The sequence below is a fragment of the Longilinea arvoryzae genome (genome assembly GCF_001050235.1).
In the GTDB taxonomy this organism is placed as follows: domain Bacteria; phylum Chloroflexota; class Anaerolineae; order Anaerolineales; family Anaerolineaceae; genus Longilinea; species Longilinea arvoryzae.
Window position 1 is genome coordinate 2,855,214 of record NZ_DF967972.1, and the last position, 12,727, is coordinate 2,867,940.

The window sequence follows — 12,727 nt, forward strand, 5'->3', positions numbered from 1 at the left end:
GAACCGCGGTGTCTTTCTCACACCGCGGTTTTGATTTACTTGACTTGTTTGACGATTCGTTCCTGAACCGTGTCGGCATCCAGGCCGATCACGGAGATCAACTTATCCCGGCCGGTTTGCCCGGCGACGATATCCAACTGGCTGACCTTCACGTCCAGCAATTTGGCCAGGTATTCAAGCAATGTCTCGTTTGCCTGGCCATCCACAGGCGCTGACGTGATCCGAATTTTGATCGTCCCGTCGTCCAGTATCTCTTGGATTTCATTCTTGCTCGCGCGCGTGGTCACACGCACGGCAATGGCAGCCCCCGTTTGCCCGTTATGCAGGTGGAAATGTCTGGATTCTGTCATAGTCCTATCCGATGAAGTTCAGAATGCTAACGATGACCCATTCAGCAGCTTGGAGAAGCAAGAGCAAAATCAATGGACTGAAGTCCAAATTCATGATGGGAGGTACAACCCGCCGGATGGGGTTGAGCATCGGTCCAATGATCCTTCCGATAAATGCCCGCACCGGGTGATATGGCGACATGAAGTAGGATAAAATCACTTCGGCTACCACGAGGATGGATAAGGCCCAGATGATGAAATGAACGATCTGTATGACGAGTCCCATAAAAGCTTTCCTTTGTGCTCTATTATAGTCTTGCTTTATGGAATGGTTAACCCGAAATCCACGCCGGCCTGGGACCCAGGATCGCCTGACCGATGCGAATGAAAGATGCGCCTTCCTGAATTCCGGTCTCGAAATCCGCGCTGGTGCCCATGGATAACTCCCGCCAATCTGTTGCCGGGAAACGCGCAGCCAGGTAATCCCGCAGACGAGCCAGGCGGGCGAAATAAGGGCGTACCGTCTCAGGATTCTCCGCCAGGGGCGGCATGGTCATCAATCCGTGCACATCCAACCGCGAGCAGGCCAAAACCTCTTCGATTTCCAATGATAGCGCTTCCCAATGGCTTCCATCCCAGGCTGCCCAACCGCTCTTGCTTTCTTCCGAGCTGACGTTCATCTCCAGCAAAACGGGCAGATCGCGGCCTCTCTCTTCCAGGGCCCGGTTCAACTTGAGAGCCAGTTCCAGGCTGTCGATCGAATGAACGTAATCCGCCATTTCAGCAACGATTTTCACCTTCCGGGATTGAATATGCCCGATCATGTGCCACTGGATGCCAGAGAAAACTGAAAGCGCCTGGCGTTTGGGTTCGATCTCCTCGGCGTAATTTTCGCCAAATAACTTCACGCCTGCCCGCGCCGCATTCTCGACGACTTCGACAGGCTGGCGTTTGCTGACCACCAGCAGTTTGATCGATTCTGGAGTTCGATTGGCGGATACGGCCGCTTTACGAATCCGCTCCTCGATGCGCTGCAGGTTGCCTCGAATTTGTTCTTCAGTCAAGCTCATCGGTTTCCGTCCGCCTTCAATGCCAGAATGGCGCCAAAGCGCCCCGTGTTACCCTGTTCCGCCCGGTGCGAATACCAATCTTCGATATGGCAGGCTGTGCAGATCCCCGCGATTTCGATATGCCGAACGCCGGCTTTTTCGAGCAGAATCTGGTTCGTTTTCCACAAATCGAGCTTGAATCTGCCGTGCTGGGATCGCAGGACTTCCCCGGTCCGCTCTTCCAGGACTGCTTTAATGCGATCCGCCACATCCACGCCAACTTCATAATGGTCCGGGCCAATGGATGGACCGATGCCGGCGTAGATGTTTTCGACTTTGCACGCGTAGCGGGCCTGCATGGCGCGCACGGTTTGAGCGACGATGTTCTTGACGGTGCCCTGCCAGCCCGCGTGAGCCATGGCGACCACCTTCTTTTCAGGTTCGTAGAAAAATACCGGCACGCAATCTGCGAACCGCATGAACAAGGTGATCTCCGCGTGGTCGGTTGCGATGGCATCAGCCTTGCGATGCGGCGTATCCAGCGGTCGGGGCTGGTCCGTACAGATCACATCTACAGAGTGAACCTGCCAGACATCGAAAAGTGATTCGACGGGCCGGTCCACGCTCTCGAAAATTCTGCGCCGGTTTTCAATCACGTTCTCACGGCTGTCGCCGTTCAACCCTCCAAGGTTCAAGGAAGCCCAGGGTCTGGGGCTGACGCCGCCCTGACGCGAATAGATACCCTGCACGACTTCATCTTCGGGAAAACTTTCAAAAGAAAAAAAACGCAAACCGTTCTTTTCAACGATTGGCATCCAATTTATCCTTTTACGGTCAATTGCTGCACGTACTGCAATTTTCTCAAGATCAATTCGCGGGTTTCCGCCATGCTCTCTGCCACGTAAGGGTATAAGAACCAGGCGGTGGTAATACCAAATAACAATCCGGTGATGGACCTTAGCAACGGTGTGCTTTCGCGAATGATCATCCAGGCGGGAGGAGTAAACGCCAACCCGGGCAGCTGAGAAATGCCATCCCAACCGATCGGCAAAATTCCAATGATGATCCAAATCGCCCAATGCAAAGGTTTCCACTTTCGGTTCGATAAAGCATAAATCAACCCGAAGATCAGGAAACCGGAATAAATCGCCACGTCCCGTTCGCAAAGGGCGACCTTATACCCCACCAGGTCATTACCGATAAAATTACGGCCGTCGATGATATTGGCCTTATCCGCTCCGATGACCTGCTCGTAGGTCGCAAAACCGGCGACATGTGCCCTTTCGAGAGGGTAAAAAGGCTGCTCGCCGAACAGGAAAAAGGATCGAAAGGCCAGTTGGTGGCACAAAGGTGAATAGATTGCATAGATCACCTTCGCCGGCCCGACATCCCCGGCTTTTTCGAACACCGGCGCCAGGAAGGGTAACCCAACGTAAAGAAAAACGATCAGATTGAAGACGAGCATGAAGTGCCGGCTGAGCCAGAGAACAAATCGATCCATGCCGGATATGCGCCTGCCGCGATCGACGCGCTCGCGAAAGCCTTTGTCGCCGGTTTTCTCATAATACTCACGCCGCTGGGTGGCAGCACTCAACAGTACCCGTAGATCCTGTTCAGTGAACGGCCAGCGTAAATGGTATGGACCGCACTCCAAAACGGGCAACGGCTTGCCGATCCGGTCTCTCATGAGTGGATTTTGTTCGAGATCGATTTCGATGACTTCGTGAGGATGGGTTTCCTGAAGATTCTGCAGCATTGCGCGGACTTCAGTAAGGTCGGTTTCTCCCGCAATGGAATATAGCGACACGCTGATCATTTTACCTCACGAATGGTACGGTTAAAGTCCAAAGTCAACCCACAGTCCAAAGCGCGCCAGTTGTTCGAAGGTGCCAAGGATCAACATAACGCCTACCAGGATCAGGATGACACCCATAACGATCTCGACATAATGCATGGCTTTGCGATACCGTTTCAAGACTGTGGTGACCCAGCCGATTCCCAACGCAGCCAGCAAAAACGGAATCGCCAACCCGGCCGAATAAGCCGAAAGCAGTTTGACGCCGTCGGATACCGAGCCGCCATTGAGCGCCAGGGTAAGGATGGCGCCCAGGACGGGCCCTACGCACGGCGACCAACCGGCGGAAAAGAAAATTCCCATCAGCGCAGAAGAAAAATAACTGCGCCGAACGTCGATTCGCGTCTGAGGGCGCAAATCGTACTCTAAAAATGGTATGCGCAGGATTCCCGTCATGTGCAGACCAAACAGGATGATGACCACCCCACCGATCTTTGCCAGCCAGAAGCGAATATCATATAGGAACCGCCCCAATACCGAAGCGGTCACGCCCAGAAGCACAAAGATGAGCGAAAATCCCAGGACGAAAGCAATGCCATGGGTGAACGTCTGCACCTTCGAGCCGGGCAGGTTCTCTCCTGAAATGGCAACCGACCTACCGCTCAAATAACCAATATAGGCCGGCACCAGTGAAAAAACGCAAGGGGATAGAAACGAAGCCAGGCCAGCCAGAAACGCTAATCCAATGGTTACTTCCACCCGGAATATCCTCCAATACGGACCAATACTACGCTTCGATCACCTGTACCTTTGTACCCAGATCGTAACCTGAGACCTCAATCTTACCCTCGGTGTAAGGCACCGCCGGATTCGACCATAAATAAACAAACTTTGCATCCTCCGGAGAGGCGTTGACGCAGCCGTGCGACATCGGCTCGCCGTAGTTGTTATGCCAGTAGGTCGAGTGAATGGCAACGCCGCCGCTGGCAAAGATGCAGGTCCAATCCACCGACAGCAGTTCATACCCGGAAGCGCTCGATCCGCCCGCCATGTGCAAGGCAACATACTTGCGGTTGATGACGTGATTATCCCCCAGTGGGGTGGACCATTTTTCGACCGGATTCCCGTAAGCGTCATATTTGGCGCCGGAGGATATCCGGCAGAAACGAACTTCGGTATTACCCTCGTAACAGGCCAGCGTCTGGCGGCTGAGATCGATGACGACTTTCTTATCGGCCACATCCGGACGGATGGGTTGAAGTTCTTCCTGTGGAATCGGCCGGAACGCCGAAGCCGGCGTCCAAAAGATATCCCCGGGACTGCCGTGCTTTTCGATGGCCCGGTAATACACATTTCCATCGCTGCTCGTGCGAATGTCATCGATCCAGTAGACCTGGCTGTAGTAGAAACGGTAACGGACGTTTCCCTTCAACAGCTCTGAAATGGGCTTTTCATTTTCCAGCACGAAATCGACGTACGGAACGGTCACTTCAGCCCAGATACCCCGTTCTCCGTCGTTTTCGGGTAATTCGGTCATTGGAGCATTGGGCGCGTACCGCACCGGTTGAACCATCATGGATGGAAGATAACCCTTGGGCGTCTGGATCCAGCGCCGGTTGGTCGGGTACATCGGAAAGGGATCGCCGATCACTTCCTTCTCCCAGACCACGATGGCGTCATCATAGACCGTATCCAGCGTTTCACTGTCCGGGGAAGGGCGGGACTTGAAATCGAGCTTGGCGATGGTGCGGGCAAGCTGCATATTCTCAGGCCATTCCTCATCCTGTGCGAAAACACTGTGCCAGGGTGTCAGTGCAGAAGCGCCCAATCCGGCCAACCCTAACTTTAAAAAATCTCGTCGCGAGATGCGTTTCGTCGAATTCATCATGGAAATAAGATAACCGTGATCCTTCAGAATGTCAACCTCAGCCAAATGATAAGAAGATTAGACCAACGTGTGATCCAACACCAGACGTTTGACTTTCTCGATCTCCGGCCCCCACCAGGCATCCCCGGGTTGGTAAGGTACCGCATTTCGAACGCGGTTGTACACGGTCTGAGTTCCCTGCCCGATATGCGTCCCGGGATTTGCCCGCAGGCGCAGGTCGACTGCGCGAGTGGCCGTGAAGAGTTCGATGGCCAGCACGTGATTCGTGTTTTCAAGAACCTGACGGGCATGGCGCGCCGCCGTCATGGCGTTGGCATTGTGATCTTCCTGCTCGCCCGAGGTTGGCAGTGAATGCACCGAATCGGGATGCGCCAGGGTTTGATTTTCAAGCACCAGAGAGGCGGCGGTATATTGCGGCATCATCAGGCCTGAGTTCAAGCCGGCTGCTTCCGGCGTATCGACCAACATCGGCGGCAATCCGCCGTTCAATTTGGCATCGGTCATGCGGAAAACGCGCCTCTCGGAGATGGCGGCAATTTCAGAAAGGGCAATCGCGAGGAAATCCATAACCATTCCCACCGGTTCGCCGTGGAAGTTACCACCCGACAGGGCGACATCCGGTTCGAACAGTAGCGGATTGTCGGTAGCCGCATTGATTTCGGCTTCGATCACGCCGCGTACGAAACGAATGGCGTCCCGCGATGCGCCCTGCACCTGCGGAGCGCAGCGTAATGAATAGGCATCCTGGACGCGGTTTGTGCTGCCGACCAGAGAGCTCCCGGCGGTTAACTCGCGAACTTTTTCGGCCACCTCGATTTGCCCATGCTGGCCGCGAACCGCGTGCAAACGGGCATCGAACGCAGAAGGACAACCCTGCATGGCTTCCACACTCAATGAAAGGGCGGCCTCGGCCACATCGCAGATATATTCCGCGTCCCATACCGCCAGGGCGCCAATCGCTGCCGAGAAAGTGGCCCCGTTGTTTACGGCCAGACCTTCCTTGGGGCCCAGAATGATGCGCTGGATACCGGCCTTACGCATGGCCGCTTTACCGGTCATCCGTTCACCCTGCACCATTGCCCAGCCGGAATCTTCCTCGCGGTCATCCGAGTCGGTCGTAAAAACCAAAGCCATGTGAGATAACGGCCCCAGGTCGCCGGATGAACCCAATGATCCCTGCGAAGGCACGATCGGGGTCACGCCTTTATTAAGCATCTCCAACAGGGTATCGACCACCTCGATGCGTACGCCGGAATGTCCCTTGGTCAATGTGTTCGCTCGGACCAGCATGGCAGCCCGTACGACTTCTTCGGGCAGCGGATCGCCGGTCCCCACGGCATGGCTCACGATCAAGTTACGACTTAATCGTGCGCTGTCGCGCGAAGGAATGCGCCGGTCAGCAAAGATGCCAAACCCTGTGTTGATGCCGTATACCGGCCGGTCGGTTTTCAGGATGGTTTCCATCCACTGCCGGGCACGTTCGATATTCTGCCGGCCTGCTGCGGAAATGGCGACCTTTTCGCCGTTTCGCGCCACAAGAACGACATCTTCCAGACTCAAATGGTGACCGTCGATTTCGATCATTGCATCCTTCCTCAAAACATGAGATGGCCGAGCAACACCGCGAACGCCGGAACCGTTAAGTTGTCGATATCTCTAAACGGAATGGATTCTACCAGAGCGCCAACAATGGATATCCCTGTTACGGCCAACAGATAATGCGGGATCGACCCGCTAAAAACCCCGGCCAGCATGAACGCCCCCAAAATGACGACGGAAAAGACCCACCCCCCCAGGAGCATCGCCAGGGTGCCGATCCAGGTTTTGCCTGCAGACCAGGGTAAAGGGCCGCTTTGAAACCGGCGTCCCAGGATATCCGCCAGTCCATCGCCGCCGCATAACAACATCAGGGCGACAATGCCGATGGGCGATGTCTTCCAATAGATCAGGGTCAGGGCGACAAAAACGATGCCGTAGAATAACGGCCCGCGCAAGATCTCAGATCGGTTCCCGCTTCGCGACATGGCAGCGACGGCGCCTTCATCCTTCCAGGCGCCCACCCCAACCAGGAAGAATTGAAACGTAATCGCCAATGGGATCAACGCCGCGAGAAACCTGGATTCAGGCCGATCGGGAAAAAGCAACCAGCACAACACGAAAATGGGTCCGGTTCCGATATGAATGATCTTGCGGCTGAGGGCTGCACTCATCCAGCCGCGCTGTGCGGCATAATCATTGACACGTAACCACGCCAGCGCAAGTGCAAACGTAATACACAGGGCTACCCAGGGACTGTTGAGCATGATGAGAACCTCGTTGTTCGTAAAGGCTAATCGCGACTTCGTTGCTCGCGATTGATTTCGCGTTGTTGATCGCGTTTTGCGATCTCATCCCGTTTATCGTACAATTTCTTGCCTTTGGCGATGGCAATATCGATTTTTACCAGGCCTTCTTTAAAGTACATTTGAACGGGAACGATGGTGACGCCTTTTTGCCTTACCGCATCCCAAAGTTCTCGGATTTGTTTTTTGTGCAGCAAGAGTCTTCGCGTCCGCTTGGGGTCGTGATTGTACCGGCTGGCAGGATCGTACTGTGCGATGTGCGAATTTACCAGCCAGGCTTCGTGACCGTCAACTTCGACATACGCCTCAACCAGGCTCACTTTCCCTGCCCGGATGGATTTGATTTCGGATCCCTGCAGGGAAATGCCAGCTTCGAAATGTTCCAACAGGAAATACTCGAAGTGAGCTTTGCGATTGGTTGCGATTATCTTGTTCTGGCTCATGTGCGAAATTTTATCACGCTTATCCCCAACGGAGTATAACTGCCCCCGACGCAGCCCGTAAAACGGCAGCCAGAACCAGCGCGGTTACGATCCCGACCGAATTGCTGACCACCGGACCCAATAGGGAGCCTGCCAGCACCCCAAAATTCGCCAGCACGCTGAACCAGGCCAGATAAGAAGGACGGCTTTCCACAGGTACACTCTCGAGGAGATAATTGAAAAGAGCCGTTCCACACAAAGACCAGGCGAAGCCGCCCAGAATGTTGGCCACCAGATACAGCGCCGGGCCGGTTGCCAGGCTCAGTGTGGCCGGGTAAGTCGCCATCAGGACCATTCCAATTCCAACGACCCAGCGATTGCCGAAACGATTCACGATGCGCGAATGCTGCAGCGAACCGATGAACATGGTGACATAAAAGAGAGACGTACCGACGCTGATGGTCTGGTCGGTCAGGTGCAGGTTGTTGACCATGAACACCGGGAAAATTGAAGAAGGCAGATAATGGCAAAAGTGAAAGATCGTGAGCAATATCAGCACGCGGAGGAAGGGACCGTGCAAAATATCGATCCGCAGGCTCTTGCGAACCTGATCGATCAATGACAATCTTTCCCGGCCTCGGTTCGCTTCAATTGAGTTGGCTCGCACGTTCTCCGGCACGCGAATCCTGGCAATGTGATAGGTGCTCACCATCGCGCCGATGAACCCCAACCCGAATACCACCTGGTATCCAATCGGGAAGGGCAACACTTCCAGCAAGTAACCACTCAATAGGGCCATCAATATGGTAACAACGGCAAACAGCGCATTCCGCGCGCCCGCAAAATATCCGCGCCATTCGGGTGGAACCGCTGCGCTAAAAAGCGAGTTGAAAGCCAGCGCAAAAGCGGAATACGGAATGTACATGATAAACGTCAGGGCAATCAGCAAGTTCACCTGAAGCTTTTCATTCAGGATGAATGGCAGGAGAACGAGCAGCATATAATAAGACCGGTGAAGGATGCCCAGGACGATGGATGTCTTCGTCAGGGACCGCTTTTCGAGATACGGCCCGGCCGGAAGCGATAGAAGCATGGTCATCAATGCGGGGATTGCGTTCAGAATGCCGATCTGTTCGGTCCCGGCATGAATCCGCGTGGCATAGATGTTCAGGAAGGTCAGGGCGGTTGCATTCAGCACGCCGTACCCGCCGATATCCATCATCAAGTGAAAGAAATTCTGACGCAGATCCTCAGGCATCGGCTGCGCCGGCTGCAAATTATGCCGGATGTTTCCGACCAACCCGCTAAAAAATCGCCTAACAAACGTATAATCGGTGCTCATGAATACACAACTGCCAGATTCCTACAAAGATTTTTTTCTGCTCGACCCAAACATTGTCTTTTTAAACCACGGTTCATTTGGCGCCACACCCCGCCCGGTTTTCGAGGCCTATCAAAAATGGCAGATCGAATTGGAGCGCCAACCCGTGGAATTTCTGGGTCGCAAAGCCGGTGAACTGATGCAGAGTGCCCGCGCCAGGTTGGGAGCGTACCTGCATACGGCTGCCGATAATCTCGTCTTTGTAACCAACGCGACCCACGGCCTCAATATCATCGCCCATAGCCTGTCGCTGGGCCCGGATGATGAAGTACTGGCCAGCGATCATGAATATGGCGCGCTGGACCGGACCTGGCGTTTTTTGGCAGGCAAACACGGTTTCAAGTATATCAACATCCCCATTCTGTTACCAGTTACTCGAGATGATGATTTTGTAAGCGCGTTCTTCGAGCATGTCAATTCGCACACCCGGGTGATCTTCCTCAGCCATATCACCTCCCCCACCGCCTTGATTTTTCCGGTCCAGGCCATCTGCGAACGCGCCCGGGCTGCGGGCATCCTGACGGTCATCGACGGGGCGCATGCGCCGGGTCAGATTCCGCTGGATTTGGACGCCCTGGGCGCGGATTTCTATTCCGGCAATCTGCATAAGTGGCTATGCGCACCCAAGGGATCGGCCTTCTTGTACGCAGCTCCCCGTGTTCAGCACCTGGTCGAACCCCTCATCGTCTCCTGGGGTTGGGAAAGCGAAAACCCGGGTCCCTCCCGGTTTGTGGATATCCTCGAATGGAATGGGACCCGCGATCTATCCCCATTCCTGGCCTCCCCCGCCGCCATTGATTTTCAGGAAAGCCATTCCTGGGACGAAGTACGCGCGCGCTGCCACCGGTTGGCCTTCGATACGCAACGCCGGATCACCCAACTCACCGGCCTGCCCGCCTTGAACGGCGCGGACGATCACTGGTTCGCGCAAATGGCGACCTCGCCGCTGCCCGATTCGACCGACATCGTGGCCCTCAAGGCGCGCCTGTACGATGCATATCATATCGAAGTCCCCCTGACGGCCTGGGAAGGCCGCAAGTTGATTCGGTACTCCTATCAGGCCTACAACGACGAAAACGATCGCGACGCGCTTCTGGCCGCGCTCGCGGATGCCCTATAGCACCCGGTCGAAAGACTCCCAAATCTCCTGCGCCAGTCCGGCGAGTTGATCGCCGCTCAGCCGGCCTTTCGAATGGATCGTCGTCTGCCCGCACAATCGCAGCAATGGCTTTTTCCAATCCAACAGTGCCGCGGTATCCGCCGGATAATGAGAACCGCGCGCGCCGGCATTGATCCAGCGCCGGCCTGCCAACGCTGCCATCCATTCATCCCATCCGACCAGATCGGGCGTCATCGAAAACGTGGACAATGCCGAAAAATAGATCGACAAATCGTCAGGCACCCGTGCCAGCATCTTTTTCAAAAAAGCCAGGCTGTCGCCCGTGTTGAAGATCAACCAGATCGGCAGCAGATTGGCCTGATGAACGATGCTGGCATCGAACTGCGAAAACATTTCCACCACCGCGCCGGCTGGACTAATTCCCTGATCTTCCAAAAATTGCCGGTAAGCCTTGAAAGCCAGCAGAGAAAATTGATTCGGGTCGTCGAATCGGATGGGAACGAAATGATAACCTTCCCGGGCGCAGAATTCCTGCAGCGATTCGCGCAAACCGGCCTCGCATCCCCATTCGGATTCGGGGCCGCGTTCGATCTCGAAATCCGGCAAACGCCAGGACGAATCCGTCAGATTTTCCCGGTCAGCGTAGGCCTGCAAACGATCGCTGCCGAAATAGAATTCTTCGGCCGGAATGGCGCCCCAACCGCCCGCCTGATAATAATTCCGCGCGCCGGTCTTCTGGCGCAGCCAGCTTGCTCCGCCGTCCAGATAGACCACCTCCCCGCCGGACACGACCCTCGCCCGGATGAATTCCCGGTAGGCCTCCGGTAGCTGGATCAATTTCAAGCGCAGGTGATTGACGCGCTTCGTCAACCAGCCGTCATGGACGGGATCGAAATGTTGGATGGAAATGAATTCCGGGTTCTGATCGGTAACCTGGCGCGCGAGATCACTGGATAACCGGAAGTAAGGCTGCGCTTCGCCATGCGGAGAGCCTCCCTGAAGGGTCAAAACAAAAGCCTGTGGCAAAAAAGCCGCATCCAACAGGCGCGCCAGATGCGCCGTCGCGCCGCCTTGCGCTACACCGACCACAACGCCAGGCAGCGGTCCTTTGACCTTCTGATAATCCATGAGCCGATTCCGGACAAGATCATTCGCCCTGAGGCCGGCGACGACTCTTGGGTCCAAACCGCTGCCGCGTTGCGTCCTGGGAACCGCCCACGCCGCCACCGGACTCGGCAGCACCCCCAGAAGCCGTAACCCGAGGCATTCGTATCCTTTGAAATCATACCCCCCGGCGAATTCGCCATTCAATGCCGCCGCCACCGATCGGGTCACGATCGGCGACGAGCTTTCACGACTCTCCATGCAGACCTCCTTGCGATTTTCCAGATCATGTATCAATTCCGATTATAATTGTTGGCATCATAAAATCATGGATTCATTATTTTGAGGTGGGGATATGACAGATATTGCTTTGGCATTGGGCGGGGGTGGCATCAAAGGCATTGCGCATATCGGCGTGCTCCGTGTTCTGGAACAGGCCGGTTTCAATATCAAGGCCGTGGCGGGGACGAGCGCCGGCGGCTTGATGGGTTCGATTTATGCCTATGGCAAGACCAGTGATGAAATCGAGAATATCGTTCTCAACCTGGATCAATCCAGACTTTTCGTGCGAACCAAAGAGGATGGCCCGTCCATCCTTGGGCTGGGCGGGATCGTTCAGACTCTGTCCGAACAACTCGGCGATGCGACTTTCAGCGACCTGAAGATCCCATTTGCCTGCACGGCCGTCGACACCATTACGATGAAGGAATACATTCTCGACCAGGGCCGGGTCGCCGATGCCGTGCTGGCCACGATCGCCGTTCCGGGCGTCTTCTCCCCTCGTGAGGTGAATGGGACCATCCTGGTGGACGGCGGCATCCTGGACCCCGTTCCGGTTGCGCTGGCGCGCTGGCTGGCGCCGTCCCTGCCGGTCATTGCGGTTTGCCTTTCCCCCGCGCCGGAGGGTTGGGCGCATTCGCCGGAGCTTTCTGTACCGGTAAACAATCCATTTGCCCAGCCAATCATCAGCCAGATCACCAAGACGCGGGTCGCGAAAGCCTTCACGACCTATGTGCGTTCCATGGATATCACATCGCATATGTTGGCAGAACTCCGTCTTGAAATCGACCGCCCGGATGTCATTATTCGCCCAAACGTCAGCCGGTTTGGGATCCTGGATACAGTCGATCCAAAAGTATTGATTGCCGAAGGCGAAGCCTCAGCCACGGCTGCGCTGAAGGATATCCAGAAATCATTGGGCTGGACCAATCAGGTTACGCGCCGCTTCCGAAAGGTTCAACAGCCCGGCGTCAAGATCGGCCGGTTCGAAACCGGCGATTAGAATCGCACAGGAATC

General features: G+C 55.3%; 14 protein-coding genes. 2 read left to right on the forward strand and 12 right to left on the reverse strand.

Annotated elements, in window-relative coordinates; all coding sequences use genetic code 11:
* Positions 1-35: 35 nt before the first annotated feature.
* From LARV_RS12645 to LARV_RS12695, 11 genes are all read right to left on the reverse strand, one after another.
* Complete coding sequence (locus tag LARV_RS12645; protein WP_075073975.1) at positions 36-350, reverse strand: DUF167 domain-containing protein; 315 nt, start codon at positions 348-350, stop codon at positions 36-38.
* Positions 351-354: 4 nt separating this feature from the next.
* Complete coding sequence (locus tag LARV_RS12650; RefSeq protein ID WP_075073976.1) at positions 355-615, reverse strand: YggT family protein; 261 nt, start codon at positions 613-615, stop codon at positions 355-357.
* A gap of 46 nt (positions 616-661) precedes the next feature.
* On the reverse strand, positions 662-1,393 hold the full coding sequence (locus LARV_RS12655) for a YggS family pyridoxal phosphate-dependent enzyme (RefSeq protein ID WP_236709971.1): 732 nt from the start codon (positions 1,391-1,393) through the stop codon (positions 662-664).
* A gap of 2 nt (positions 1,394-1,395) precedes the next feature.
* Positions 1,396-2,193 (reverse strand): peptidoglycan editing factor PgeF, encoded by a 798-nt coding sequence (pgeF, locus tag LARV_RS12660; protein WP_075073978.1) that lies wholly within the window; start codon positions 2,191-2,193, stop codon positions 1,396-1,398.
* Between the two features lie 5 nt (positions 2,194-2,198).
* Positions 2,199-3,134, reverse strand: a complete 936-nt coding sequence (locus tag LARV_RS12665; protein ID WP_172797864.1) for a DUF2085 domain-containing protein — start codon at positions 3,132-3,134, stop codon at positions 2,199-2,201.
* Between the two features lie 81 nt (positions 3,135-3,215).
* Complete coding sequence (locus LARV_RS12670) at positions 3,216-3,932, reverse strand: cytochrome c biogenesis CcdA family protein (protein ID WP_172797865.1); 717 nt, start codon at positions 3,930-3,932, stop codon at positions 3,216-3,218.
* 28 nt (positions 3,933-3,960) lie between these two features.
* Positions 3,961-5,061: a L,D-transpeptidase gene (locus tag LARV_RS12675; protein ID WP_152031790.1), complete on the reverse strand. Its 1,101-nt coding sequence runs from the start codon at positions 5,059-5,061 to the stop codon at positions 3,961-3,963.
* 57 nt (positions 5,062-5,118) lie between these two features.
* On the reverse strand, positions 5,119-6,645 hold the full coding sequence (gene hutH / locus LARV_RS12680) for a histidine ammonia-lyase (RefSeq protein WP_075073982.1): 1,527 nt from the start codon (positions 6,643-6,645) through the stop codon (positions 5,119-5,121).
* A gap of 11 nt (positions 6,646-6,656) precedes the next feature.
* A complete protein-coding gene (locus LARV_RS12685) occupies positions 6,657-7,364 on the reverse strand; it encodes a diacylglycerol/polyprenol kinase family protein (RefSeq protein WP_075073983.1) in 708 nt (235 codons plus the stop codon).
* Between the two features lie 26 nt (positions 7,365-7,390).
* Positions 7,391-7,846, reverse strand: coding sequence for an SsrA-binding protein SmpB (gene smpB / locus LARV_RS12690; RefSeq protein ID WP_075073984.1), 456 nt, complete (start codon positions 7,844-7,846; stop codon positions 7,391-7,393).
* A gap of 19 nt (positions 7,847-7,865) precedes the next feature.
* The gene (locus LARV_RS12695; protein WP_075073985.1) at positions 7,866-9,167 is read right to left on the reverse strand and encodes an MFS transporter; all 1,302 of its coding nucleotides are present in this window, start codon (positions 9,165-9,167) and stop codon (positions 7,866-7,868) included.
* Here LARV_RS12695 and LARV_RS12700 point away from each other — a divergent pair.
* Entirely contained in the window at positions 9,166-10,326 is a 1,161-nt protein-coding gene (locus tag LARV_RS12700; RefSeq protein ID WP_075073986.1) for an aminotransferase class V-fold PLP-dependent enzyme, read from the forward strand. The genes LARV_RS12695 and LARV_RS12700 overlap by 2 nt on opposite strands.
* On the opposite strand, the gene LARV_RS12705 is transcribed toward LARV_RS12700, so the two are convergent.
* Positions 10,321-11,691, reverse strand: a complete 1,371-nt coding sequence (locus LARV_RS12705) for a hypothetical protein (protein WP_075073987.1) — start codon at positions 11,689-11,691, stop codon at positions 10,321-10,323. The genes LARV_RS12700 and LARV_RS12705 overlap by 6 nt on opposite strands.
* Positions 11,692-11,785: 94 nt before the next feature.
* On the opposite strand from LARV_RS12705, the gene LARV_RS12710 reads away from it, so the two are divergent.
* Complete coding sequence (locus tag LARV_RS12710; RefSeq protein ID WP_075073988.1) at positions 11,786-12,712, forward strand: patatin-like phospholipase family protein; 927 nt, start codon at positions 11,786-11,788, stop codon at positions 12,710-12,712.
* The last annotated feature ends 15 nt before the right edge of the window (positions 12,713-12,727 follow it).

Bases quoted from the DNA above. Each gene is read 5' to 3' on its own strand.
- LARV_RS12675 (WP_152031790.1), bottom strand. From the start codon at position 5,061: ATGATGAATTCGACGAAACGCATCTCGCGACGAGATTTTTTAAAGTTA.
- smpB (WP_075073984.1), bottom strand. From the start codon at position 7,846: ATGAGCCAGAACAAGATAATCGCAACCAATCGCAAAGCTCACTTCGAG.
- LARV_RS12685 (WP_075073983.1), bottom strand. From the start codon at position 7,364: ATGCTCAACAGTCCCTGGGTAGCCCTGTGTATTACGTTTGCACTTGCG.
- hutH (WP_075073982.1), bottom strand. From the start codon at position 6,645: ATGATCGAAATCGACGGTCACCATTTGAGTCTGGAAGATGTCGTTCTT.
- LARV_RS12645 (WP_075073975.1), bottom strand. From the start codon at position 350: ATGACAGAATCCAGACATTTCCACCTGCATAACGGGCAAACGGGGGCT.
- LARV_RS12665 (WP_172797864.1), bottom strand. From the start codon at position 3,134: ATGCTGCAGAATCTTCAGGAAACCCATCCTCACGAAGTCATCGAAATC.
- LARV_RS12705 (WP_075073987.1), bottom strand. From the start codon at position 11,691: ATGGAGAGTCGTGAAAGCTCGTCGCCGATCGTGACCCGATCGGTGGCG.
- LARV_RS12695 (WP_075073985.1), bottom strand. From the start codon at position 9,167: ATGAGCACCGATTATACGTTTGTTAGGCGATTTTTTAGCGGGTTGGTC.
- LARV_RS12650 (WP_075073976.1), bottom strand. From the start codon at position 615: ATGGGACTCGTCATACAGATCGTTCATTTCATCATCTGGGCCTTATCC.
- pgeF (WP_075073978.1), bottom strand. From the start codon at position 2,193: ATGCCAATCGTTGAAAAGAACGGTTTGCGTTTTTTTTCTTTTGAAAGT.
- LARV_RS12710 (WP_075073988.1), top strand. From the start codon at position 11,786: ATGACAGATATTGCTTTGGCATTGGGCGGGGGTGGCATCAAAGGCATT.
- LARV_RS12700 (WP_075073986.1), top strand. From the start codon at position 9,166: ATGAATACACAACTGCCAGATTCCTACAAAGATTTTTTTCTGCTCGAC.